18 protein-coding genes are annotated in these 24,080 nt (G+C 71.3%); 5 read left to right on the top strand and 13 right to left on the bottom strand.

Going from position 1 to position 24,080, the window contains the following annotated elements; genetic code table 11:
• Positions 1 to 40: 40 nt before the first annotated feature.
• Both POF43_RS20525 and POF43_RS20520 read right to left on the bottom strand, forming a co-directional pair.
• Positions 41 to 1,897, bottom strand: a complete 1,857-nt coding sequence (locus POF43_RS20525; RefSeq protein WP_271322620.1) for a hypothetical protein — start codon at positions 1,895 to 1,897, stop codon at positions 41 to 43.
• 293 nt (positions 1,898 to 2,190) lie between these two features.
• Positions 2,191 to 3,573 carry an NsdA family TPR-like regulatory protein gene (locus POF43_RS20520; protein ID WP_271322619.1) on the bottom strand — a complete coding sequence of 461 codons (1,383 nt, stop codon included), beginning with the start codon at positions 3,571 to 3,573 and terminating at the stop codon, positions 2,191 to 2,193.
• Positions 3,574 to 4,149: 576 nt separating this feature from the next.
• Between POF43_RS20520 and POF43_RS20515 the strand changes: the two genes are divergently transcribed.
• A complete protein-coding gene (locus tag POF43_RS20515; protein WP_271322618.1) occupies positions 4,150 to 4,923 on the top strand; it encodes a bifunctional DNA primase/polymerase in 774 nt (257 codons plus the stop codon).
• A 28-nt stretch (positions 4,924 to 4,951) separates the two neighbouring features.
• Here the strand turns inward: POF43_RS20515 and POF43_RS20510 are convergent, their stop codons facing one another.
• The 4 genes from POF43_RS20510 to POF43_RS20495 form a co-directional block, all read right to left on the bottom strand.
• Positions 4,952 to 5,368 (bottom strand): hypothetical protein, encoded by a 417-nt coding sequence (locus tag POF43_RS20510; RefSeq protein ID WP_271322617.1) that lies wholly within the window; start codon positions 5,366 to 5,368, stop codon positions 4,952 to 4,954.
• A gap of 21 nt (positions 5,369 to 5,389) precedes the next feature.
• Positions 5,390 to 6,604, bottom strand: a complete 1,215-nt coding sequence (locus tag POF43_RS20505) for a hypothetical protein (protein WP_271322616.1) — start codon at positions 6,602 to 6,604, stop codon at positions 5,390 to 5,392.
• Between the two features lie 101 nt (positions 6,605 to 6,705).
• Positions 6,706 to 6,987, bottom strand: coding sequence for a hypothetical protein (locus tag POF43_RS20500; RefSeq protein WP_271322615.1), 282 nt, complete (start codon positions 6,985 to 6,987; stop codon positions 6,706 to 6,708).
• Positions 6,988 to 7,475: 488 nt separating this feature from the next.
• Positions 7,476 to 8,174, bottom strand: a complete 699-nt coding sequence (locus POF43_RS20495) for an iron-dependent transcriptional repressor DtxR (RefSeq protein WP_271313264.1) — start codon at positions 8,172 to 8,174, stop codon at positions 7,476 to 7,478.
• Positions 8,175 to 8,326: 152 nt separating this feature from the next.
• Between POF43_RS20495 and POF43_RS20490 the strand changes: the two genes are divergently transcribed.
• Positions 8,327 to 9,079 carry an SIS domain-containing protein gene (locus POF43_RS20490; protein ID WP_271322614.1) on the top strand — a complete coding sequence of 251 codons (753 nt, stop codon included), beginning with the start codon at positions 8,327 to 8,329 and terminating at the stop codon, positions 9,077 to 9,079.
• Positions 9,080 to 9,239: 160 nt separating this feature from the next.
• Here the strand turns inward: POF43_RS20490 and POF43_RS20485 are convergent, their stop codons facing one another.
• The gene (locus tag POF43_RS20485) at positions 9,240 to 10,541 is read right to left on the bottom strand and encodes a PAS domain-containing protein (protein ID WP_372516081.1); all 1,302 of its coding nucleotides are present in this window, start codon (positions 10,539 to 10,541) and stop codon (positions 9,240 to 9,242) included.
• A gap of 821 nt (positions 10,542 to 11,362) precedes the next feature.
• Positions 11,363 to 12,010, bottom strand: coding sequence for a pyridoxamine 5'-phosphate oxidase (pdxH, locus tag POF43_RS20480; protein ID WP_308217750.1), 648 nt, complete (start codon positions 12,008 to 12,010; stop codon positions 11,363 to 11,365).
• Between the two features lie 321 nt (positions 12,011 to 12,331).
• Here pdxH and POF43_RS20475 point away from each other — a divergent pair, with 321 nt between their 5' ends.
• Positions 12,332 to 13,432 (top strand): citrate synthase 2, encoded by a 1,101-nt coding sequence (locus POF43_RS20475; protein WP_271313260.1) that lies wholly within the window; start codon positions 12,332 to 12,334, stop codon positions 13,430 to 13,432.
• Positions 13,433 to 13,786: 354 nt separating this feature from the next.
• Positions 13,787 to 14,485 carry an SMI1/KNR4 family protein gene (locus POF43_RS20470; RefSeq protein WP_271326063.1) on the top strand — a complete coding sequence of 233 codons (699 nt, stop codon included), beginning with the start codon at positions 13,787 to 13,789 and terminating at the stop codon, positions 14,483 to 14,485.
• Position 14,486: 1 nt separating this feature from the next.
• Here POF43_RS20470 and POF43_RS20465 read toward each other — a convergent pair whose 3' ends face one another.
• Positions 14,487 to 17,543, bottom strand: a complete 3,057-nt coding sequence (locus POF43_RS20465) for an FAD-binding and (Fe-S)-binding domain-containing protein (protein ID WP_282704691.1) — start codon at positions 17,541 to 17,543, stop codon at positions 14,487 to 14,489.
• Positions 17,544 to 17,724: 181 nt separating this feature from the next.
• Between POF43_RS20465 and serC the strand changes: the two genes are divergently transcribed.
• Positions 17,725 to 18,843 (top strand): phosphoserine transaminase, encoded by a 1,119-nt coding sequence (gene serC / locus POF43_RS20460; RefSeq protein WP_271323925.1) that lies wholly within the window; start codon positions 17,725 to 17,727, stop codon positions 18,841 to 18,843.
• A gap of 235 nt (positions 18,844 to 19,078) precedes the next feature.
• On the opposite strand, the gene tuf is transcribed toward serC, so the two are convergent.
• The 4 genes from tuf to rpsL form a co-directional block, all read right to left on the bottom strand.
• Positions 19,079 to 20,272, bottom strand: a complete 1,194-nt coding sequence (gene tuf, locus POF43_RS20455; protein WP_271315385.1) for an elongation factor Tu — start codon at positions 20,270 to 20,272, stop codon at positions 19,079 to 19,081.
• 220 nt (positions 20,273 to 20,492) lie between these two features.
• Entirely contained in the window at positions 20,493 to 22,595 is a 2,103-nt protein-coding gene (fusA, locus tag POF43_RS20450; protein WP_271315386.1) for an elongation factor G, read from the bottom strand.
• A gap of 38 nt (positions 22,596 to 22,633) precedes the next feature.
• Positions 22,634 to 23,104, bottom strand: a complete 471-nt coding sequence (rpsG, locus tag POF43_RS20445; protein ID WP_271315387.1) for a 30S ribosomal protein S7 — start codon at positions 23,102 to 23,104, stop codon at positions 22,634 to 22,636.
• 3 nt (positions 23,105 to 23,107) lie between these two features.
• Positions 23,108 to 23,479 (bottom strand): 30S ribosomal protein S12, encoded by a 372-nt coding sequence (gene rpsL / locus POF43_RS20440; protein ID WP_014144289.1) that lies wholly within the window; start codon positions 23,477 to 23,479, stop codon positions 23,108 to 23,110.
• Positions 23,480 to 24,080 lie beyond the last annotated feature (601 nt).

Below are 24,080 nucleotides of genomic sequence, written 5' to 3'. Positions count from 1 at the left end.
CCGGCCGGGCGCGTCCAGGGTCACCGGACTCGCCCGCCGGTCACAGCTGGGTGTACTGGCGCTGGGTCAGCCCGTACTGCTTGGCGATGGGATTCCACAGGTCGGCGGCCTTCTGCTTGGCCAAGGTGGCCTTGCCGCTCTCCAGGTTGCCGTGTTCCACCGCACCGGTGATCTTCGCCTGGTGCTTCTTGCAGCCCTTGGGCTGAGCGGCCTGGCCGGCCCACGCGGCGTAGTAGTTGTCCGCCGAGGAGGACGCCTTCCAGGCCGCGGTCAGCTGGCCGACGAGGTCGGCGTTGTTCGGCAGCGCCGTCAGCGTCATCCCGGACAGCTGGGTGACGAGGTCGTCGCGCTCACGGGCCGCGGCGCGCAGGGTGGCGGCCGACGCGCTCAGGTTGTTGCACGCCTTGATGGACGCCACCGCGTTGATCACCGACGTGCGGCTGCTGTTGCTGGTCTTGAGCAACGCGTCCAGCTGCTTGGCCTGCCCCTGGGCCGCGCTGTCGGCGGCCCCGGAACCGGCCGAGGGGGCGGCCGACGTGGAGGAGCCGGGCTGCGCCGAGTTGGAGCCGCCGCCACCGCTGAACAGCGCGCCGGCGCCCACCCCGATCACCGCCAGCACCACCACGCCGATCCCGACGAGCACCGGCGTGGACATCTTCTTGCGTCCCCGCGCACCCTGGTCGCCGCGCCGGGAGCCGTCACGGGGCCCGCTGACGCCGCCGCGGCCGCCCGACCCATAACCGTCCGTCCCGTAGCCGTCGGGGCCGTTGTAGCCGCCCTGGCGCTGCGGGACGGGCTGCTGCTGCGGGAACGCGGCCACCGCACCGCCGCGCGGTCCGCGCTGCTGGGCCGGCTCGTCGTCGCGGCGGTAGAGGTAGTCGTAGTCGTCCGGCTGCTGCTGCTGCGACGGCTGCGGACCGCCGCCTTGCTGCCAGTCATCCTGGAAGCGGGGCAGCTGCTGGGTGGCCGGCGCGGCGCCGTCCTGGCCGTAGGCGACCGGCTGGTCACCGGGGGCGCCGGGCCGGATGGCGAACGGCGCGCCACCGGGCATCGGAGGCGCGTACTGCTGCCCCTCCTGCTGCCCGCCGGGCGGCGGCGCCTGCGGCATCGGCGGCACCGGGGCGTTGAACTGCTGCTCGGGCGGCAGCGGGGCGCGCGATTCGGGCTGCTGCGGTACGAGCTCGGCGGAGTGCCCGGTGTACGGCGCGAGCATCTGCGTACGGTTGGCGTCGTCCCCGGACATCGGCTGGCCGCCGTGCTGCCCCGGCATCTGCTGCTGGGCGTCCGGCATCTGCTGCTGGCCGTAGGGCGCGAGCAGCTGCGTACGGTCGGCGTCACCGGGCATCTGCTGCGCGTTCGGCATCTGCTGCTGGCCGCCGGGCATCTGCTGCTGGCCGTACGGCGCGATCAGCTGCGTGCGGTCGGCGTCGGCGCCGGGCATCGGCTGGGCGCCGGGCTGACCCGCGTCCTGCATGGGCAGCCCGCCGTAGGACGGGTCGTAGCCGCCGCCGGGCTGGCCGGGGCCGGCGTTGAAGGGGGCGCCCGCGTTCTGCGCGTGCTGGCCCGCCTGCGGGTCGTACGGCGCCATCATCCGGGTGGCCTGCGCGTCGGCGGGGTCGGCGGCCGGCGGGTCGTAGGGCGCGGGCTGCTGCTGACCGTACGGGTCCTGCTGCGGCGAGCCCCAGGGCTGGCCGGGCGCGGGCGGCGCGGCGGGGGCGGGCTGGTCCCACTGCTGCCCCTGCTCCTCGCGGCGCGACGGAGGCACCCAGCGGCCGCCCTTAGAGGGCAGCACGATGCCCTCGCGGGGCTCCGACCCCGACGGCGCCTGCGGCTCATGCGGGAGTGGCGTGGGCCGGTAGGTGTTGTCCGGCCCTTCATCTCCCTGTCCGCTGTGCATCACCGGAACTCCTGCCTGCTGCGTGATCCCGGGACACCCGTCCCGGGCCCCCGACCGAACCTTCAGAACATCGGTTCACGCTACCGGGTTAATTCCGTTGACCACCACGCGGCCGGGACGGCGACCAGGCGGTAACGTCCCGGCCGCGGCACTCATGTCCCGGTCAAGGCCGGATCCGCCAGATGTCGGCGCAGGTGGGAACCGGCATGTCGGTCACGTAACGATTCCGTCTTGATCGGCTGTGACCAGGCTTTGCCTGCACTCCGTTGGCATGTTTCCTCCGCTTGTGCGGCTTATGCGGCTGCCTCCGTCTCCGTCAACCTGGCGTGGAAATCGCGGACTTCCGGCTCGGCGGCGAACGGCTGGAGGCGGCGTCGGAAGTCCTCCAGGTACTCGGTACCGCGACTGGACCGCACCTGGCCGAGCAGCGCGGCAGCCTGCTGGGCGGTGTGGCACGCCTGGCCGACCTCGCGGGCCTGCACCTGGGCCGAGGCGAGCACGAACATCCCTATCGCCCGGCGCCGGGCACGCGTCTTCGGGTGGCCGTCTAGCGCGTCCCTGGCGTGCTTGGCGGCCGGCCCCGGACGCGACAGGTCCCGCTGGCAGTGGGCGAGTTCGTCGGCCAGGTAGGCGTTGTCGAAGTGCGCGATCCAGTCCGGGTCGTCGGCCGGGCGGGCGCCCTCCAGCGCCTGCGCCGCCCGGGCGCCGGTCTCGTCGCAGGCCCGCGCGTCGCCCAGCAGCGCGTGCCCGCGGGCCTCCGCCGCCAGGAACATCGCCTGCGCCGTCGGCGTCACGTGTCCCCGCGCGCCTTCCTGGGCGGCACGGGCGAGTTGGGTGATCTCGCGCGGGTTGCCGAGCGAGGCGGCCAGGTGGCTCATGCCGGCCGCCAGCACGTAACCGCCGTATCCGCGGTCCCCGGCGGCCTGCGCGAGCCGCAGCGCCTGGATGTAGTACCGCTGCGCCAGGCCGGGCTGCCCGGTGTCGACCGCCATGTACCCGGCGAGTTCCGTCAACCTGGCCACCGCGGCGAACAGCTGTCGTCCCGTCGCCTCCCGGTACGAGCCGGACAGCAGCCCGGAGACCACGCTGTTGAGGTAGTGCACGACGACCGGCCGCATGTGCCCGCTGCCGAACCGGTGGTCGAGGTCCACCAGCGCCCGCGTGGTGGCCCGCACCGCCTCCACGTCGCCCGTTCCGACCCGCGGCCCGCCGCTCCTCGCGACCGTGGCGTCCGGCCCGGTGATCAGCCAGTCCCGGCTCGGTTCCACCAGCGCCGAGGACGCGACCGCCGAACCGGTCAGGAACTCCCGCCGCCCGACGTCGCCGCGCCACAGCTCACAGGCCTGCTCGACGGCCGCGTGCACGGTGGGTGCGAACTGGAGCCCCACACCGGACGCCAGGCCCTTCCCGTCGGCCATGCCGATCTCGTCGACCGTCACGGCCCGGCCCAGCTTGCGGCCCAGCGCCTCCGCGATCACGGACGCCGCCCGGCCGCGCGGCTGCTGCCCCCGCAACCACCGCGCCACGGACGTCTTGTCGTACCGCAGGTCGACGGAGTGTTCCGCGCCGCACATGTTGACCCGGCGCGCGAGCCCCGCGTTGGAGCACCCCGCCTCCTGGATGAGGGCTTGCAGACGTTCGTTGGGCTGGCGTGTCACGAGCGGTCTCGCGGCCATCCGTCGTTCCCCCTTCGGTCGAAGTCCGTACCTGATGCGGCTTATCTGCCCAAAACGCGCTGTTCGCCATGCCAACGAAAGGGACTTTTCTCCGCGGGCGGATCGACGACGGGCCCTCCGGTGGTGCGCGAGGGCCACCGCGTACCGCCGCCCGGCACGCGTACCGCCGTCCGGCGTGAGGACCGCCGCGTACTTGTGCGGCACGCGGGGGCTGCCGCGTACCGCTGTCCGGCATGTGAGGGCTCCGCGTACGCCCTCTGACACGCCGAGCGGTTACGTACCGTCGACGACATCCAGGCACCGGTGCGCAACGTCGCGTATGCGTACGTACCGTTTTTTATCCTTCCGGATCGCTCTGTAACGTCATGTACGCTGACGATCAACCGCGTTCCTCCATGAGACGCCCCAACGTGCTGAAGAGGGACTACCCATCCCGGACACGTCCCTATCGCGCGCTACCGGCCGTGCATCCGTGCGCCCCGCGTGTCGCGCGGACGGTGCGGGATCGGCGACGCGTCCCCGTAACCCGTGCCGGGCGCGCAAGTTGGGCACCACGTGGAAGACACCCTCGCGCCTGTGGCCACCCGTACCCCTCCCGCTCCCGCCAGCGCGGCCGACACCGTCGCCGCGCACTTACTGGACGCGGCGCTGCGCTACGCGGAGGACCGGCACTGGGACGTGGTCCCCGGCACGTGGCTGACCACCGTTGACGGGATGCCGCGCTGTTCCTGCGGGCATCCGGCGTGCGCCTCACCCGGCGCCCACCCGGTCGACCCCGGCTGGGCGGGCCTCGCCACCGGGAGCACGCTCACCGTCCGCCGCCTGTGGTCCGGGCAGCCGCTGGCCTCCGTCCTGCTGCCGACCGGCCGCGCCTTCGACGCGCTCGACGTCTCCGAGGCCGCCGGCTGCCTGGCCCTCGCCCGGCTGGAACGCCTGGGCGTCCCCCTCGGCCCGGTCCTGTGCACGCCGACCCGCCGCGTCGTCTTCTTCGTCCTCCCCGGCTCGGCGTCGAAGTTCCCCGCCCGCCTGCGCCGCCTCGGCCGGCCGCCGGCCTCCATCGACCTCGTCGTCCACGCCGCCGGGAGTCACGTCGTCGCCCCTCCCACCCGGGTCGGCTCCGCCGGCCACACGCAATGGGTACGCGAACCCACCGCCGAGAACCGATGGCTCCCGGATGCGGAATCACTGTTCAACGCGATGGTGTACGCCGTGCGGGCGAGCGCGGGGCTCGACGGGGGCCGCCGGACGTTGACGCCCACGCCTTCATGGGGGCGCCATCAAGCGGGGCTGACCGAGGTGGGCGTTCGGGGCGCGGTGGGCGGCGCCGGCGAGTTCGTCCGCTTGCGGTGACGGACGGCTGCGCCGGTTGCCCCGGCCGTCAACTCCTGGATTCAGCTTGACTTCTGACGGCCATACGGCGCTTGGCCACGGAGGCTGTGATGGGGGCGATCCAGGGGATGAGGGCAGGCAGGAATAACCGTAGGCCGAACAGTGAAACCACGGTTCCATAGAGGGCGATTGTCGTTACGAAGGCGCCCGCCCACAGATAGAAGATGATTCCCGAATCCCATCCGGCGCTACGCTTCAAGCTCAGCATGCCCACCCAAGTGACGGTTTGCCCAATCGCCGCCAAGCAGAGGACAGCAGCCAGGTACTCGCTTTTTGTGTAGCGCACAAGATCCGTTGAGAAGATCACTGCGAACGTGCCCATCACCGGCAACAGCGATCCATAGCGCCCCAAGCGCTCCCCCCGCCGGAGAACAGGGTCATTCTGTGGATTCTCAATGAAGGCCATAGGTGCTCCCCGGTGCGACGGCTACCAACTGGTGCCCACTTGTAGGCGGTTCTTGAAATCGTCATAGGGCCGCGAATACGGCTTCCGGGGCGCCAGCGAACTTCTACCAATAATCTTGTCGGTCGCATCAGTCCCCATACCGACCATCCAACTTGCCTTGTACGCCCCCTTCCACAGAGCAACCCTGTGAAGTGCTTGCCGCACCGCCTCGTGCTGGCCGTAATTCGTGTGCAGGTGGTCGATGTCGGCGGCGAGGTTGGCGGTTTCCTGGTCGCCACCGTAAGCAATCGTCTGCGGGCGGGATGCCTCGGCGAGGGGGCGGGCGGATTCGGACTGGCGGGCGTTGGCGCCGGCGCGTTCGGCTGCGGCGCGGAGGCGGGCGCGGAGTTGGCGGGCGGCCGTCTTCGCCGCCTGGGAGGTGCCGCGGCGACGGGTGATGCTGTACGTGCGGTCGAGGGCGGGGCGGATGTCGTGCAGTGCGGCAGCCGTGGCGCGTTCCTCCAGGGCGCGTTCGGCGGCGAGCTTCGTCGCGGCCTGGATCTCGGTCAGCGCGCGGAAGGCGATCTTCCCGGCACCGACGGCGAGGAGGCCGACGACGTCCATGCCGATGTCGAACCACGAACCGTCGCCGACGAGGAGGGCGATGACGTCCTTGGTGATGAGGGCGATGGTCAGGCCCAGGACGAGGTCGACGATCCAGCCGGCGGGCGTCAGGAACAGGGCCGCGATACCGACGATCGTGACGATCCAGCCGGCCGCCTCGAACACCTTGCCGACCCAGTCGGCGTCGAGCACCGCCCCCACCGCGTCCTCCACCCCCTCCCACGCGCTGTCGGCGATGACGTCGTCGCAGGCGTGGCGGATGCGGGCGGCGTAGACGGCTGCGCGGTCGTCGCGGTCGGCGGTGAGGCGGTTCAGGGAGCGGCGGAGGGGCTGGACGGGGTCGTCGTCCGGGTGGGTGCCGACGGGGGCTCCCGCGGGGCCTGAGGACTCCTCCTGGGCCCGGCGCAGGAGGACCGTGGACTCGGACTGCATGTCGTCGAGTTCGTTGGCCCAGTTGGTCAGGTGGGCGTGGACGTGTTCGTAGCGTTCCGCGGTCTGGCGCAGGTGGTGGTCGAGGTCGGCCGCACCGGCGCGCAGGGTGTCGGCGTAGGCGCCTTCGAGGCGGCCGTCGGTGGTGGCGATGGCGCGCAGTTCGCGGGCCTGGTCGCGGAGCGCCTGCGCGGTGCGGCGCATATGGGCCACCTCGTCGCGGATGGCGGCCGGGTCACCCGGAACGGGGTCGTGGCCGGCCAGCGGAGCCCAGTCGCAGGGGCGGTGCGCACTGCGGGTGGACCTCACCGGTGGGGCGCGCCGGCGAGGCGCTCGTCGACGTGGCGGAACGTGGTGCGGGTCTGCGCGACCTGCGTGCCGACCGTCTCCAGGGCGGTGAGGAGTTTGGCCCGGTAGTGGGTCCAGTTGTCGAAGAAGCCGTCCATGGCGTCGGCCACCTCACGGGAGCCGAGCAGTCCGGCCAGGTCGACGCGCCGGGCGTCGAGATCCCGGAATTCCCGGTGCAGGCGGGAGAGCCGCAGCTCGCAGTCGGCCAGCAGGCCGTCGTCCACTCGCAGATCCGCCATCCCGGCGCCCCCATACGTCACCTTGTGGCCGATCACGGTGATCGGACCGCTAACGGATCGTATGAGCCTTTTCAGTGGGTATACGGCGGGCCGGGGACGGCAGAAACGTTGCTCTGCGACCGCTGTCGCGGCGGCCCACCCGGGTCCGGCGGGCGGAACGGCCACGCACGCACGGACTGGGCGACATCATTCGTACGCATGAACGAAAAAACGCCCCCACGAGCCAAGATCCCCCTTACGAGTGACGACCCTCGAGTGTCGCGCGGTGTCGTCCCGGGGATTAGTTCCAGCGGGAGGGACAGTCTCCGCAGGGCGAGGGGGGACCCGGGGAGCTCGGGGATCCGGGTGAACGCCGGCGGGGACGACGAGGGGCCCCGGTGCCGTTCATGGCACCGGGGCCCCTATCGTCGCCGATCCGTCGACGGCCTCCTGACCTGTCGCCGCTCTCCCGGCCGCGCCACCGACGTACCGGCGGCGCCGCGCGGCGGTCAGTGCTTGGCGACGAAGACGTGGCCCGCGACGTCGTTGCTCAGCTCGGCCGCTTCGCCGCCACTGCCGACGAGCACGCCGCCGGCGGACGCGGTGACGCTGACGACCGCGCCGGGACGCACGCCGGCCCGGCGCAGGGTGTGCATGAGCTGTTCGTCCGTCTGGATGGGCTCGCCGATGCGCCGGACGATGACGCTCCTGGCGTCGGAGCTCTCCGGGGCCAGCTCAGAGAGGCTGAGGGTGCCCTCGCCGAGGAACGGGTCGGCCTCGCCGGCCTCGCCCAGTTCGTCGAGGCCGGGGATCGGGTTGCCGTAGGGCGACTCGGTGGGGTGTCCCAGCAGGTCCAGGACGCGGCGTTCCACCGCCTCGCTCATCACGTGCTCCCAGCGGCAGGCCTCGGCGTGCACCTGTTCCCACTCCAGGCCGATCACGTCGACCAGCAGGCACTCGGCGAGCCGGTGCTTGCGCATGACGCGGGTGGCGAGCCTGCGGCCCTCGTCGGTCAGTTCCAGGTGCCGGTCCCCGGCGACCTGGACGAGCCCGTCACGCTCCATACGGGCGACGGTCTGGCTGACCGTCGGTCCGCTCTGGTCCAGGCGCTCCGCGATGCGGGCACGCATGGGGACCACGCCCTCTTCCTCGAGCTCCAGAATCGTGCGGAGATACATCTCGGTGGTGTCGATGAGGTGTCCCGACATACGTGCCCCTAAGTGCTTGTGCGGTGGCCCTGCAACCAATTCTGACGCATCGCGCCGACAACGCCGCCCGACGCGGTTGACATCCCATGACGCGAGGCACCACGGTGATCACCCGGACGGCGGGGCGGCGTGACGAGCGAGGAGAACGCGCGATGACGGCGGAACTGGCCGGGCGGTACTTCGACGCGGCGATGGAACTGCTGCGGCGGGCCCGGGACGAGGAGGCGGACGCCGTCGCGGCCGCCGGGGCGATGATCGCGGACAGTGTGCGGGCGGGCGGGCGGATCTTCGCCTTCGGCGCCGGGCACTCGTCGCTCCCCGCCCAGGACGTGGTCTACCGGGCGGGCGGCCTGGCACTGATGAACCTGCTGGCCGTGCCGGGCACCGTCGGCGTCGACGTCCGGCCGGCCGTTCTGGGCAGTGCGCTCGAACGGGTGAACGGTCTGGCGGCGGTGGTACTCGAATCCAGCCCGGCGGGCCCCGGCGACGTACTGATCGTGATCTCCCTGTCCGGGCGCAACGCGCTGCCCGTCGAGATGGCCATGGAAGCCCGCCAGAGGGGCCTGAAGGTCATCGGACTGACCTCCATGGCCTACCCGGCCGCCACCACGTCACGGCACGCCTCAGGGACGTTCCTCAAGGACCACTGCGACGTGGTGCTCGACAACAAGATCGCGGTGGGCGACGCGGAACTGTCGGCCGACGGCGTGCCGGCGCCCTTCGGTCCGGCGTCGACCGTGGTGAGCTGCGCGCTGATGCAGGCGGTCATCGCCACCGCGGTCGCCACCCTGGCGGAGGACGGCGTGACCCCACCGATGCTCCGGTCCGGCAACGTGGACGGCGGCCACGACTGGAACCGCCGCGTCTTCACCGAGTACGGCGACCGCATCCACTACCACCACTGAGCCACCACCCCTGAGCGCCGGGCAGGCTGAACACCGGTACTACTGCGCGGTCGGCCCGCACGCCGGGCACGGAACACCTCTGGGCGGCCGCAGTACACGGCCGCACTACACGTACCGCCCGCGCCTGACCCCGCACCATTACGTACCGACCGCTCCCGTCTCACCCGGTGTCCAGCACGGCGCCCACCCGGGCCGCGACGTCCTCGCAGTAGGCGGCGTCGGCGCGGTCGAACGACGGGCGGTCGGACCCGCGCAGGAAGGTGATCACCCCCAGCGTGCGGGCCCGGCTGCGCAGTACCGAGCACAGCGCGGACACCGTGCCGTCCGGCCAGCGCAGTGGGGCGGTGCGGTGCGACGGCAGGCAGGAGGTACGTACCGAGCCGGTGCGGTCCAACGCCTGGAGCGCCGGATGCCCCTCGGCGTACCCGACCGGAATCCCGGCCGACGACACCGGCAGACAGGGCCCCGGGCCGCCCGGCGTACCGGCCGCCCGCACCAGCTTGCCCGCCGGGCCCACCAGGTCGAGCAGGGCGTGGTCGGCGAACCCGGCGAGGGCGTAGTCGACGTAGGCCGTGGCGGCGTCCATCGGGCCCCCGCAGTCCGCGGCGACGTTGGCCGCGCGGCGCAGCTGGTTGGTGCGGAACCGCAGCCTGGATGCCTCCTGGTCGGCCAGCCTGGCGCCAGTGACGTCGCTGAACAGCCAACCCACTCCCAGCGGCACCGGTTCCTCGCCCAGCGGCGTGCCGAGCCGGACGAAACCGCTGTGCCAGCAGTGCCGCACGGCCTCCGGATCGCCGCGCAGCGTGAACCACAGGTCGAGCGGCGCGGTCGGCGCACCCTCGGACAGCACGTGGTGCAGCGCCGCCTCCAGTTCCGCGACTCCGTGGTCCAGCAGTTCGCCGAGCGGACGCCCGAGCAGGGAGTCGCGCCCCGAGGCGAGGGCGCGGGCCGCGCAGCCGTTGACGACGGCGGGGCGCAGGTCGGCGTCGATGAGGACGACGCCCCAGGTGGCGTCCTGGAAGAGCGCGTCACTGAGCGCGATGGAACGCTCCAGCCCGATCTGGGCGTGGACCTCGGAGAACGCGCAGTAGACGCCGATCGCGGCACCGTCCGGGGCGTGCACGGCCGCGGTCTGGGCACGCACCAGGATCCGGCCGCCGTCACGCGTGACGAGTGCGAATTCGTGCACCTGGCGGCCGCCACCGCCCATGACGCCGAGCAGCCGCCCCATGATCTCGTCGGCGTCCGCACTGCGCACCGCCCAGCCGGCCAGTCCCCGGCGGCCGACCGCGTCCCGGGCGGTCCAGCCGAGTACTCGGACGGCCTCGGCGTTCCAGTGCGTCACGACGCCGTCGGCGTCGAAGGCGCACAGCGCCGCGTCCATGGTCTCCAGGAGGGCGGCGAGGAGCGGTTCGTCCCCGGCACTCAAGATTCGGGTGGGTTGGGCGTCGTATGGCTGCACATTTCACCATTCAACCCCCCTGTGACGCGGGACACAGCATCTTCGCGAAAATCGGTTGTCCTGGAGCGGACCGGTTCCTAAGCTGGCTGTACACGTGAAAGGAGGTGGTCCGAAGAATGTGTTCTTATCGGACGCGTGAGGTGACTGCGGCCTGACGCCGCACACCGCCTGCGGCGCGTAGTGCGACGTGGGGCAAACCAACGCAGTCACCCGACCCGCGGGCTCGCCGGATGCGTCCGGCCGGTATCCGGAAACCTCCGGATAGCAGCCTGCGGGTCGTCTGCTTTTTGTGTTCGCTCTTGCTTTTTTGTGTTCGGCTCGCCTCCGGGCGCTTTACCCGCTGTCGACACTTTTCCTCGCACGGTCACTCGTCCCTCGCTCCCTCCTCCTCGTCGCTTTCGACACCGGCGCGCCCTTTGGCTCGCTCACCCCACGCGATCCTGGATGACGCCTTCAGCCCATCACGGGCCCGGCCGGCGCCATCGGCACGTTGCCGGTCGGGGCGGACGCCTTCGAAACAGCACGTAGCGGGCTGACGCCGTCGAGCCAGTACCGGCGAGGCTGACGCCTTCAGCCCATCACGGACCCGGCTGGCGCCTTCGGCCCATCACGCACGTAGCCGACGCCTTCAGCCGCTCACGCACCTGGGCGGCGCCACCGGCACGTCACGCCGTTGCGGCTCGCGCGGCGGCCTCGCTGACGCCTTCGGCCGCTCCCGCCGGCCCCGACGTACACGGGCTCCCGACCCCGACAGCACATCGTCACGTACACCGCACGCCGGCGCGGGCTGAGCGCGTTCGGTCGCCTCGCTGGCCGACGGATCAGGGGCAGAGCCGGGTTACCGTCCAGCCGGCGGAGGGGGTGCCGGCGGGGGCCGGGCCGCGTTCGTAGACGAGGCGGTCGTGGAGGCGATTGTCGCGGCCCTGCCAGAACTCGACGCGGTCCGGGACGAGGCGGTAGCCGCCCCAGAACGGCGGTGCCGGTACCGCGTCGTCGTCCTCGGGGTAACGGTCGGCCAGCTCCGCGTAGCGGCGTTCCAGCTCGGCGCGGGAGGCGACCGGGGTGGACTGCGCGCTCGCCCAGGCACCCAGTTGCGAGCCGTGCGGGCGGGAGCGGAAGTACGCGACGGTCTCGTCACGGCCGACCCTGACGGCCTCGCCGGAGACGATGACCTGGCGGGCTATCGGGTGCCAGGGGAAGAGCAGCGAGGCGTACGGGGTGGCGGCCAGGTCGTGGCCCTTGCGCGAGTCGTAGTTGCTGTAGAAGACGAAGCCGTCCGCGTCGTAACCCTTCAGCAGTACTGTGCGCGATCCCGGGCGGCCGTCCCTGCCGGTGGTGGAGACGACCATCGCGTTCGGCTCGGGCAGTCCAGCGCCGACCGCGTCGGTGAACCAGTGGGCGAACTGCTGGAACGGGTCGGCTGCCAGGTCGGCCTCGGTCAGGCCGCCGGCACGGTAGCGCGCACGCATGGCGGCCAGGTCGGGGAAGGACATCCGCTCATCCTGCCGCACCGTTCCGTCCCGCGCGCCACTCCGGCGGCGCGGTCCTCCGGGTGGTGGCACCGTGTGCCGGACGTCACCCTTCCCCGTCTGTGCGGAAACGGTCAGGATGCGGTCGGGAGCACTGTGACGCCGCGACCACGGCGGTTATCGTGCTCATGGCGAACGCCCACCACCGGGCCGCCCACCGGCGCGAGCCGGCCGGGAGGCGGCGGCGGGAGCCACCCACCCGGGCGGGACTGACACCGGGTGACGTCAGCGAACGTCGACCACACCCTGAGGAGCCGCCAGATGACCGACTTCGTGCCCGGACTTGAAGGAGTCGTCGCGTTCGAGACGGAGATCGCCGAACCCGACAAGGAAGGCGGCTCCCTGCGCTATCGCGGCGTCGACATCGAGGACCTGGTCGGTCAGGTGTCGTTCGGCAACGTGTGGGGCCTGCTGGTCGACGGCAGCTTCAACCCCGGTCTGCCGCCGGCCGAGCCGTTCCCCATTCCGGTGCACTCCGGCGACATCCGGGTGGACGTGCAGTCGGCGCTGGCGATGCTCGCCCCGGTCTGGGGCCTGAAGCCACTGCTGGACATCGACGCCGAGCAGGCCCGCGAGGACCTGGCCCGCGCCGCCGTCATGGCGCTCAGCTACGTGGCGCAGTCCGCCCGCGGGCAGGGCCTGCCGATGGTGCCGCAGGACGAGATCGACAAGGCGCAGACCGTCGTCGAACGGTTCATGATCCGCTGGCGCGGCGAGCCCGACCCCCAGCACGTCAAGGCCGTCGACGCCTACTGGACGTCCGCCGCCGAACACGGCATGAACGCCTCGACCTTCACCGCCCGGGTCATCGCCTCCACCGGCGCCGACGTCTCCGCCGCGCTGTCCGGCGCGGTCGGCGCGATGTCCGGCCCGCTGCACGGCGGAGCGCCCTCCCGTGTCCTGGGCATGATCGAGGAGGTCGAACGCACCGGGGACGCCGCCGCGTACGTGCGCAGGGCGCTCGACCAGGGTGAACGCCTCATGGGCTTCGGCCACCGCGTCTACCGTGCCGAGGACCCGCGGGCCCGAGTGCTGCGCCGCACCGCGAAGGAGCTGGGCGCGCCGCGCTTCGAGGTCGCCGAGGCGCTGGAGAAGGCCGCGCTGGAGGAGCTGCACAACCGCCGCCCGGACCGGGTGCTGGCCACCAACGTGGAGTTCTGGGCGGCGATCATGCTCGACTTCGCCGAGGTCCCGGCGCACATGTTCACCTCGATGTTCACCTGCGCCCGCACCGCCGGCTGGTCGGCGCACATCCTGGAGCAGAAGCGCACCGGCCGTCTGATCCGCCCCTCCGCCCGCTACGTCGGCCCCGGCACCCGCGACCCCCGCGACGTCGAGGGCTACGGCGAGGCCCACCACTGAGGTCGGGCCGCACCGCACGGCCCGCACGGCCCGGACTCCCGTCGAACGGGGGTCCGGGCCGTCACTTCTTCTCCGTCACGCGCCGGCTCCGGGTCCTCATCCGTCGCACACCGGCACCTTTCTCCACCACCCGCCGCCTCCGGGTCCTCTCCGTCGCAGACCGGCGCCATTCTCCATCGCACACCGGCTCCGAGCCTTCTCCGCCGCACACCGGCTCCGAGCGTTCCGTACCTCCCGCGGCCCCCTGCGACCACCCGCCGCCGCCCGCCACCGAGCACCCCCGCCGACCGCCCTCGCCGACGGCTGTTTCCTGCTGGCCGGAGGATTGTCAGTGGTGGGCGTTACGGTCAGTGCATGAACGAGTTCGATTTCGTGACCGGCCTGGCTGCGGCGCTGCGGGACCGCGCCGGCGCCTGGGCGTTCGTCCGTGCCGTGGCCGCCTTCTGGAACGTGCCGCTGGTGGACGGCGACGGCGTCGGCGAGGCGGAACTCACGGCCGCCGAGCGCCGCTTGGGCCTGCCCCTCCCGGCCGCGCTGCGGGAGGCCTACGCGCTGCTGGGCCGGCGCAGTGACCTGACGAGTAATCAGGACACGCTGTTGCCCCCGGACGAACTGACCGTCTTCGACGGCGTGCTGGTCTTCCGGCGTGAGAACCAGGGCGTCGCCCACTGGGGCATACTTGTGCCGCACCCGGACCAGGAGGACCCGCCCGTCGTGGTGCGCCTCGACCTGGCCGACAAGGCGCAGGAGCGCTGGGAGCCGTGGCTGGGGAGCGTCTCGGCGGCGTTCACCGGCATCGTGCTGGCCGAACCGCTGCTGGCGGCCGACGAATCGTGCGACTTCTGCTATCGGCAGGACGACCACGCTCGCGCGGTGCTGGCTGCGGACTTCACCGGGCTGGAGTTCCCGGGCGGTCCGGGATCGCGCTGGTTCGCCGCGCCGGACGTCCTGGTGGCCGACCTCGACGGCACCGGGCTGGCCGCCCGCGCCCGTACCCCCGAGGCCCTCGACGCCCTGCGCGAACACCTCGGCGGTGACTGGCTGGCGGGCTGACCTACTCCGGTGCCAGCCGGTCCGCGCCGCCCGGTCCGGCCCCACCCGGTTCCGCCACGCCTCCGTCCGCCACGCCTCCGGCCGCTCCACCTCCGCCGACCAGTCCTCCGTCCACCCCGCCGCCAGCCGTCCCACCTCCGCCGGCCAGTCCTCCGTCCACCCCGCCGCCGCCCACCCCATCTCCGCCGACCGCTCCTCCATCCACCGCTCCCCCGCCGGGCCGCCCGTCGGCCGTTCCTCCGCCCTCCAACCCCTCCGCCAGGAGTTCCGCCAGGTGGACCGCGTCGGTGTCGGCGAGTTGGGCGAGTTGGGTGCGGCAGGAGTAGCCGTCGGCGAGGACCGCGGTGCCGGGGGCGGCCTGGCGTACCGCGGGCAGGAGTTGTTCCTCGGCGCAGGCGGTGGAGATGTCGTAGTGGCCGCGTTCGAAGCCGAAGTTGCCGGCCAGGCCGCAGCAGCCGCCAGTCAGGTCGCCGGTGAGGCCGGCGGCCGCGCGGAGCCGTTTCTCGGCGGCGTCACCCAGGACCGCGTGCTGGTGGCAGTGGGTCTGGCCGGTGACCGGGCGGTTCAGGGCCGGCGGGGTCCAGTCGGGGGCGTACTCCTCCAGTGCCTGGGCGAACGTCCGCACGGCCGAGGCGAGTTGGCGGGCGGGTTCGGTGCCGAGGAGTTCGGGCAGGTCGGTGCGCAGAGCGGCGGCGCAGCTGGGTTCGAGGCCGACGACTGGTGTGCCGGCCGCCAGCGCGGGGCGCATGATCTCCACGGTGCGGCTCATCACCCTCCGGGCGCGGTCGAGTTGGCCGGTGGAGACGTAGGTCAGGCCGCAGCAGACCGGGCCGGGCGGTACGACGACGCGCAGGCCGGCGTCCTCCAGGACGCGGACGGCGGCCCGGCCGGCCTGCGGGCGCAGGTAGTTGGTGAAGGTGTCGGGCCACAGCACCACGGTCCGTCCGGCGCCGCGCGGTCCGCCACGCCGTTGCCACCAGCGGGTGAACGGTTCGGGGGCGAGTTGGGGGATGCCGCGTTCGGGGGCGATGCCGCCGAGGCGTTTGGCGGCCAGGGCCAGCGGGCGGACCGAGGTGAGCGCGTTGAGCACGCCGGGCAGGCGCAGGGCGGCGGCCAGCCGCAGGGAGGAGGGCAGCCAGCCCATGGAGTAGTGCGCGGCGGGTCGGGTCCGGCCGGCGTAGTGGTGGTGGAGGAACTCGGCCTTGTAGGTGGCCATGTCGACGCCGACCGGGCAGTCGGTGCGGCAGCCCTTGCACGACAGGCACAGGTCGAGCGCGTCGTGGACCTCGGGGGACCGCCAGCCGTCGGTGACCAGTTCGCCGGCCAGCATCTCGTGCAGCAGGCGGGCGCGGCCCCGGGTGGAGTGCCGTTCCTCGCGGGTGGCGCGGAACGACGGGCACATCACGCCGCCGCCGGCCGCCGGTTCGGTGGTACGGCACTTGGCGACGCCGACGCAGCGGCGGACGGCGGCGCCGAAGTCACCGGCGTCGTGCGGGTAGCCGAAGGCGACGTCGACCGGCCCGGACGGCAGCGGTGCGAACCGCAGGTTGGCGTCGAGCGGTTCGGGGCGGGCGATCACGCCGGGGTTGAGTCCGCCCTCGGGGTCCCACAGGTCCTTGAACGTGCCGAACAGGCCGGCGAGTTCGGGGCCGTACATGCGCGGCAGGAGTTCGGAGCGGGCCAGGCCGTCGCCGTGTTCGCCGGACAGCGAGCCGCCGTGCTCGACGACCAGGCCGGCCAGGTCCTCGGAGAAGCGGCGGAAGCGGGCGATGCCGGCCGCGGTGAGCAGGTCGAAGTCGATGCGCACGTGGATGCAGCCGTCGCCGAAGTGCCCGTAGGGCTGGCCGCGCAGTCCGTGCTCGGTGAGCAGGGCGCGGAACGCCCGCAGGTAGCCGCCGAGCCGGGCGGGCGGCACGGCGCAGTCCTCCCAGCCGGGCCATGCCTCGCTGCCGTCGGGCATACGGGTCGCGGTGCCGGAGGCGTCCTCGCGCACCCGCCACAGCACCCGTTGGCCGGCCGGGTCGGTGACCACCGCGGTCCCGGTGGCGCCGGTGACGGATTCGGCGTGCCGGCGCATGCGGGCCGCCCGGTCGCCGGCTTCGGCGACGGTGTCGCCGCCGACCTCGACGAACAGCCAGGCGTTGCCGCGCGGCAGCGTTTCGGCCGCCGGGCCCGCCAGGTCGGCGGCCATGCCCTCGACGGTCAGCGGGCCCAGCGGCAGCAGGGTGGCGGCGGCGTCGGCGGCGTCGGACTCGTCGGCGTAGCCCAGCACGGCCAGCGCGCGGACGGCGGGCGCGTCGACCAGCCGTACCGTCGCGCCGGTGACGACGGCCAGGGTGCCCTCGCTGCCGGTGAGGGCGCGGGCGAGGTCGGTGTGTTGTTCGGGGAGCAGGGCGTCGAGCGCGTAGCCGGAGATACGGCGCGGCAGTTCGGGGAAGCCGGTGCGCAGCAGGGCGAGGTGGCGGGCGGTCAGGTCCTGGATGCCGTCGCGCAGGTGGGCGGGCAGGCCGTCGAGGCCGCGGCCGGCCTGGAAGCGGTCACCCGTGCGGGTGATGACGTCGAGGGTGTGGACGTTGTCGGCGGTGGTGCCCCAGGCGACGGAGTGCGAGCCGCAGGCGTTGTTGCCGATCATGCCGCCGAGGGTGCAGCGGCTGTGGGTGGAGGGGTCGGGGCCGAAGGTGAGGCCGTGCGGGGCGGCGGCGTCGCGCAGCCGGTCGAGCACCAGGCCGGGCTGTACGACGGCGGTGCGGGCCTGCGGGTCGAGGGAGACGACGCGGTTCATGTGCCGGGTGAAGTCCAGCACGACGCCGACGCCGGTGGCGTTGCCGGAGATGGAGGTGCCGGCGCCGCGGGCCAGCACCGGTACGCCGTGCCGGCGGCACACGTCGAGGGCGGCGGCCACGTCGTCGGCGTCCCGGGGCGCGACCACGCACAGCGGGATCCGCCGGTAGTTCGACGCGTCCATGGTCATCAGCGCGCGGCTGCCCGCGTCGGCGGCCACTTCGCCGCGGACGGCCGCGGCCAGGTCCCGTTCCAGCTCCACCGTCAGCGTGTCCATCCCCCCAGCCTGCCCCGGCGGGCGGCCGGCAGTCGACCGCGCGCGGCCGCTGACACCCGGGCGGCGCAGCCGCGCACGGCCGTGCCGGGACCGCGCCGGGACCGTTTCGCGGGCATCCGGGAGACATCTCACCGAATGGACCACGCCGTGAAACACCGGGGAAACGCACTAGGCTTCGCCCGTGGCCGACATCCAGATTCCCGCAGACATCAAGCCCGCCGACGGACGTTTCGGGTCCGGGCCGTCCAAGGTGCGGACGGAGGCGCTCGACGCCCTGGCCGCCACCGGCACGTCGCTGCTGGGCACCTCGCACCGCCAGGCTCCGGTGAAGAACCTGGTGGGCGAGGTCCGTGACGGCGTCTCCGAACTGTTCTCGCTGCCCGACGGCTACGAGGTGGTCCTCGGCAACGGCGGCTCCACCGCGTTCTGGGACGTGGCGACGCACGGGCTGATCCGCTCCAAGTCGCAGCACCTGACGTTCGGTGAGTTCTCCTCGAAGTTCGCCAAGGCGGCGAAGGACGCGCCGTGGCTGGCCGAGCCGTCGGTGATCTCCGGCGAGCCGGGTTCGCACCCGCTGCCCGAGGCGCAGCAGGGCGTCGACACGTACGCGTTCACCCAGAACGAGACCTCGACCGGGGTCGCGATGGGCATCGAGCGGGTCGCGGGCGCCGACGAGGGGTCACTCGTTCTGGTGGACGCCACCTCCGGTGCGGGCGGCCTGCCGGTCGACATCGCGCAGACGGACGTGTACTACTTCGCGCCGCAGAAGTCGTTCGCCGCCGAGGGCGGCCTGTGGATCGCCGTCTTCTCGCCGGCCGCGCTGGCCCGTGCCGAGGAGATCGCGGCTTCGGGGCGCCACATCCCGGCGTTCTTCGACCTGCCGACGGCGATCGACAACTCGCGCAAGAACCAGACGTACAACACCCCGGCGCTGTCCACGGTCTTCCTGCTCAACGAGCAGCTGAAGTGGATCAACGGCCAGGGCGGCCTGGAGTGGGCGGTCAAGCGCACCGCGGACTCCTCCTCGCGGCTGTACGGGTGGGCGGCCGCGTCGGAGTACGCGACGCCGTTCGTGCACGACCCGGCGAAGCGTTCGCAGGTGGTCGGCACGATCGACTTCACCGACGGTATCGACGCCGCCGCGATCGCGAAGGTGCTGCGGGCCAACGGCATCGTGGACACCGAGCCGTACCGCAAGCTGGGCCGCAACCAGTTGCGCGTCGCGATGTTCCCGGCCGTCGAGCCGTCGGACGTCGAGGCGCTGACGGCCTGCGTCGACTACGTCATCGAACGCCTCTGACCCCCGTCTCGTCCCGGTATCCGAGGGCCCGCCGCCGTACGCGAGTACGGCGGCGGGCCCTCGGCGTCGTTCGGGGGGGTGTTCGCTTCCGGAACCGTTCGTACCCGGGGGCGGTGGCGTGCGGAGGGTTCGCGCCCGCGGGCTCTGCTCCGGCGTGCCGGAAAACACCGAGCCCCCGCACACCCAAAGGTGTGCGGGGGCTCGGTCGGCTGGGAGCCGACGCGTCAGCGTGAGGTCACTTGTTGATCTTGGTGACCTGGCCGGCGCCCACGGTCCGGCCACCCTCACGGATGGCGAACTTGAGGCCCTCCTCCATCGCGACAGGCTGGATCAGCGTGACGGTCATGGAGGTGTTGTCGCCCGGCATGACCATCTCGGTGCCCTCGGGGAGGGTCACGACGCCGGTCACGTCCGTGGTACGGAAGTAGAACTGCGGGCGGTAGTTGTTGAAGAAGGGGGTGTGACGGCCACCCTCGTCCTTCGACAGGATGTACGCCTGCGCCTCGAACTCCGTGTGCGGGGTGACCGAGCCCGGCTTGATGATGACCTGGCCGCGCTCGACGTCCTCGCGCTTGATGCCGCGAAGCAGCAGACCGACGTTCTCACCGGCCTGGCCCTCGTCGAGCAGCTTGCGGAACATCTCGATGCCGGTGACCGTGGTGGTGGTCTTGTCCTGCTTGATGCCGATGATGTCAACGGTCTCGTTGACCTTCAGGACACCACGCTCGATACGACCGGTGACGACGGTGCCACGACCGGTGATCGTGAAGACGTCCTCGATCGGCATCAGGAACGGCTTGTCGACGTCACGCTCGGGAGTCGGGATCGCCTCGTCCACGGCCTTCATGAGGCCGAGGAGCTTCTCGCCCCACTCCTTGTCGCCCTCGAGCGCCTTGAGCGCGGAGACCTGGACGACCGGAACGTCGTCGCCCGGGAACTCGTAGTCCGAGAGGAGCTCACGGACCTCGAGCTCGACGAGCTCCAGGATCTCCTCGTCGTCCACCATGTCGGCCTTGTTCAGCGCGACGACGATGTAGGGGACGCCGACCTGGCGGGCCAGGAGCACGTGCTCCTTGGTCTGCGGCATCGGGCCGTCGGTCGCCGCGACCACGAGGATCGCGCCGTCCATCTGCGCGGCACCGGTGATCATGTTCTTGATGTAGTCCGCGTGACCGGGGCAGTCGACGTGGGCGTAGTGACGCGACTCGGTCTGGTACTCGACGTGCGCGATGGAGATGGTGATACCGCGCTGGCGCTCTTCGGGAGCCTTGTCGATCTGGTCGAAGGCCGAGGCCTCGTTCAGGTCCGGGTACGCGTCGTGCAGCACCTTGGTGATCGCCGCGGTAAGAGTGGTCTTACCGTGGTCGATGTGACCGATGGTGCCGATGTTGACGTGCGGCTTAGTCCGCTCGAACTTCGCCTTCGCCACGGGGGTCCTCCTGTGAACTATTTCTGTGCGCCATACGCCGTATCGCGACAGGGGAATCGTTGCCGGGTTGATGAGAACCCCGAAGGGCATTGCGCATCCAACCCGCGGATTGGTTGCCGGGCTGCCGGGGACCCACCGTTTTCCTCACGGTCTGCGGTAGGTCGCCCGGACCACCTGGCGTCAAGCCTAAGGCTTGCGTGCTGCTCGTTGAAACGCGGAGCTACTCGCCCTTGGCCTTCGCAATGATCTCCTCTGCGACGTTCCTCGGAACCTCGGCGTAGGAGTCGAACTGCATGGAGTAGCTGGCACGGCCGGAGGTCTTGCTGCGCAGGTCACCGACGTAGCCGAACATCTCCGACAGCGGGACCAGAGCCTTGACGACCCGGGCACCGCTGCGCTCCTCCATGGCCTGGATCTGGCCACGGCGCGAGTTGATGTCGCCGATGACATCGCCCATGTAGTCCTCGGGCGTGGTCACCTCGACAGCCATCATCGGCTCCAGCAGAGCCGGGCTGGCCTTGCGGGCACCGTCCTTGAACGCCATGGAGCCGGCGATCTTGAACGCGAGTTCGGAGGAGTCGACGTCGTGGTAGCCACCGTCCAGCAGGGTGACCTTGACACCCGTGAGGGGGTAGCCGGCCAGCACGCCGAACTCCATGGCCTCCTGGCAGCCGGCGTCCACCGAGGGAATGTACTCCCGGGGGATGCGGCCACCGGTGACCTTGTTCTCGAACTCGTACCCATCGCCTTCGAGCGGCTCGATGGCGATCTGCACCTTGGCGAACTGGCCGGAACCACCAGTCTGCTTCTTGTGCGTGTAGTCGATCCGCTCGACCTTCTTGCGAATGGTCTCGCGGTACGCGACCTGGGGCTTGCCGACGTTGGCCTCGACCCGGAACTCGCGCTTCATGCGGTCGACCAGCACGTCGAGGTGCAGTTCGCCCATGCCCGCGATGATCGTCTGGCCGGTCTCCTCGTCGGTGTGCACCTGGAAGGAGGGGTCCTCCTCGGCGAGCCGCTGGATCGCGATGCCGAGCTTCTCCTGGTCGCCCTTGGACTTCGGCTCGATGGCCACCTGGATGACCGGGGCCGGGAAGTTCATGGACTCCAGGATGACGGGCTTGGCCGCATCGCAGAGGGTCTCACCGGTGGTGGTGTCCTTCAGGCCCATGACGGCGACGATGTCACCGGCACCGACGCTGGGGATCTCCTCACGCTTGTTCGCGTGCATCCGGTAGATCTTGCCGATGCGCTCCTTGCGGCCCTTCACGGAGTTCAGCACCTGGGTGCCGGAGTCCATGCGGCCGGAGTACACCCGGATGAAGGTGAGCTTACCGAGGTGCGGGTCGCTCATGATCTTGAAGGCAAGACCGGAGAACGGTTCCTCGTCCGAGGCCTTGCGGAAGATCTCGGTCTCCTCGTCGCCGACCTTGTGGCCGGTGACGCCGTCGACGTCGGTCGGGGACGGCAGGTACTTGACGACCGCGTCGAGCAGGGGCTGGACGCCCTTGTTCTTGAACGCGGTGCCGCAGAACACCGGGGTGAGCTTCGAGGCGATGGTCGCGCGGCGGATGCCGGCGATCAGCTGCTCCTCGGTGGGCTCCTGGCCCTCCAGGTACAGCTCCATCAGCTCGTCGTCCGACTCGGCGGCCGTCTCCAGCAGCTTGCCGCGGTACTCCTCGGCAACGTCGGTGTGGGTCTCCGGGATGTCGATGGTGTCGTACATCTCACCCTTGGCGGCCTCTTCGGACCAGACCAGAGCCTTCATCCGGACGAGGTCGATCACGCCGCGGAAGTCCGCCTCGGCGCCGATCGGGAGCTGCATGACCAACGGCACCGCACCCAGGCGGTCGACGATCATGTCGACGCAGCGGTGGAACTCGGCACCGACGCGGTCCAGCTTGTTGACGAAGCAGATGCGCGGGACGTTGTACCGGTCCGCCTGACGCCACACCGTCTCGGACTGCGGCTCGACACCGGCCACACCGTCGAACACCGTGACGGCACCGTCCAGGACGCGCAGCGAGCGCTCCACCTCGACCGTGAAGTCGACGTGGCCCGGGGTGTCGATGATGTTGATCGTGTGGTCTTCGCCGTCCACCGTCCAGTGGCAGGTGGTCGCGGCGGACGTGATGGTGATGCCGCGTTCCTGCTCCTGCTCCATCCAGTCCATGGTGGCAGCGCCGTCGTGGACCTCACCGATCTTGTAGCTCACACCGGTGTAGAACAGGATCCGCTCGGTGGTGGTCGTCTTGCCCGCGTCGATGTGGGCCATGATCCCAATGTTGCGGACCCTGGCCAGGTCAAGTGAAGTGGTGGCCATGAGGCTCAGTCTTCTCTCGGTCTCGATGGGGGTAGCGACTACCAGCGGTAGTGCGCGAAGGCCTTGTTGGACTCGGCCATCTTGTGGGTGTCCTCGCGGCGCTTGACGGAGGCGCCAAGACCGTTGGAGGCGTCGAGCAGCTCGTTCATGAGGCGCTCGGTCATGGTCTTCTCGCGACGGGCACGGGAGTAACCGACCAGCCAGCGCAGCGCCAGGGTGGACGCACGGGCGGGACGGACCTCGACCGGCACCTGGTAGGTCGCGCCACCGACACGGCGGGACTTGACCTCAAGAGTCGGCTTGATGTTCTCCAGCGCGCGCTTCAGCGTGATGACCGGGTCGTTGCCGGTCTTCTCACGCAGACCTTCGAGGGCGCCGTAGACGATGCGCTCGGCGGTGGAGCGCTTGCCGTTCAGCAGGACCTTGTTGACCAGCGACGTGACAAGCGGAGAGCTGTAGACCGGGTCAATGATGACCGGCCGCTTCGGGGCAGGGCCCTTACGAGGCATGTCTTACTTCTCCTTCTTGGCGCCGTAGCGGCTGCGGGCCTGCTTGCGGTTCTTGACACCCTGGGTGTCGAGCGAGCCGCGGATGATCTTGTAGCGGACACCCGGCAGGTCCTTCACACGACCGCCGCGCACGAGCACGATCGAGTGCTCCTGCAAGTTGTGGCCCTCACCCGGAATGTAAGCGGTGACCTCGATCCCGCTGGTCAGACGCACACGCGCGACCTTACGCAGCGCCGAGTTCGGCTTCTTCGGGGTGGTCGTGTACACACGCGTGCAGACGCCGCGGCGCTGGGGCGAACCCTTCAGCGCGGGCGTCTTGTTCTTCTCGACCTTGTCCTGCCGGCCCTTCCGGACCAGCTGCTGGATCGTAGGCACTACTTCTCCGGTTTCTGTGTGCCGATCTCGGTACAACTAACCTGGGGAATACACCCCGCTCGCGCGGAGGCCGACGTACTCGCCGACCCACGCGGTCGGGCGTGTCGGATAGATCGCGCGTTCCCGCGAGGCGGGCCCGGCTCACTTATCTGGATGTCGCAGTCTCGGAGTTCCGTGCGGTCGAGTGCACGCACAAGAACCCGGGGACACCCCAGGCACAAGGACAGAGCGTACCTAGCGCATGGGCTGCGGTCAAAACAAATGCACACGCGAAGGACGCCCGGCCCCGGCACACCGCCGTTACGGTAACCGCCACCCCTGTGACAGGGGAAGACGGCGACCGGCCACGCTCCCCCTCCACCGGTGTGTGGCCACCGTCACCCGGCCCCCGGTCACCTCCGGACGGCCAAGATCATCCCAAAGAGCACCCGCCCGGCCCCGCCGCGGTCAACGACGCGCCGCCGCCACTCGCCGACTCCTCGGCCACCACGACATGCCACCGCCACCGGCCGAGTCCTCGGCCACCACGCCGCCACTCGCCGACTCCTCGGCCACCACGACACCCCGCCGCCACGCCGGACGCCCGCAGCACGACGCGCCC

Origin of the sequence: Streptantibioticus silvisoli, assembly GCF_027947535.2 — a bacterium.
In the GTDB taxonomy this organism is placed as follows: domain Bacteria; phylum Actinomycetota; class Actinomycetes; order Streptomycetales; family Streptomycetaceae; genus Streptantibioticus_C; species Streptantibioticus_C silvisoli.
This window is presented reverse-complemented; position numbering and strand designations above follow the sequence as displayed.

What these genes read in the sequence shown, in the direction of transcription:
- fusA (WP_271315386.1), bottom strand. Translation starts at nt 22,595, where the DNA reads ATGGCCACCACTTCACTTGACCTGGCCAGGGTCCGCAACATTGGGATC.
- rpsG (WP_271315387.1), bottom strand. Translation starts at nt 23,104, where the DNA reads ATGCCTCGTAAGGGCCCTGCCCCGAAGCGGCCGGTCATCATTGACCCG.
- POF43_RS20490 (WP_271322614.1), top strand. Translation starts at nt 8,327, where the DNA reads ATGACGGCGGAACTGGCCGGGCGGTACTTCGACGCGGCGATGGAACTG.
- POF43_RS20525 (WP_271322620.1), bottom strand. Translation starts at nt 1,897, where the DNA reads ATGCACAGCGGACAGGGAGATGAAGGGCCGGACAACACCTACCGGCCC.
- POF43_RS20510 (WP_271322617.1), bottom strand. Translation starts at nt 5,368, where the DNA reads ATGGCCTTCATTGAGAATCCACAGAATGACCCTGTTCTCCGGCGGGGG.
- POF43_RS20465 (WP_282704691.1), bottom strand. Translation starts at nt 17,543, where the DNA reads ATGGACACGCTGACGGTGGAGCTGGAACGGGACCTGGCCGCGGCCGTC.
- POF43_RS20505 (WP_271322616.1), bottom strand. Translation starts at nt 6,604, where the DNA reads ATGCGCCGCACCGCGCAGGCGCTCCGCGACCAGGCCCGCGAACTGCGC.
- POF43_RS20470 (WP_271326063.1), top strand. Translation starts at nt 13,787, where the DNA reads ATGAACGAGTTCGATTTCGTGACCGGCCTGGCTGCGGCGCTGCGGGAC.
- POF43_RS20520 (WP_271322619.1), bottom strand. Translation starts at nt 3,573, where the DNA reads ATGGCCGCGAGACCGCTCGTGACACGCCAGCCCAACGAACGTCTGCAA.
- pdxH (WP_308217750.1), bottom strand. Translation starts at nt 12,010, where the DNA reads ATGCGTGCGCGCTACCGTGCCGGCGGCCTGACCGAGGCCGACCTGGCA.
- POF43_RS20475 (WP_271313260.1), top strand. Translation starts at nt 12,332, where the DNA reads ATGACCGACTTCGTGCCCGGACTTGAAGGAGTCGTCGCGTTCGAGACG.
- POF43_RS20495 (WP_271313264.1), bottom strand. Translation starts at nt 8,174, where the DNA reads ATGTCGGGACACCTCATCGACACCACCGAGATGTATCTCCGCACGATT.
- POF43_RS20500 (WP_271322615.1), bottom strand. Translation starts at nt 6,987, where the DNA reads ATGGCGGATCTGCGAGTGGACGACGGCCTGCTGGCCGACTGCGAGCTG.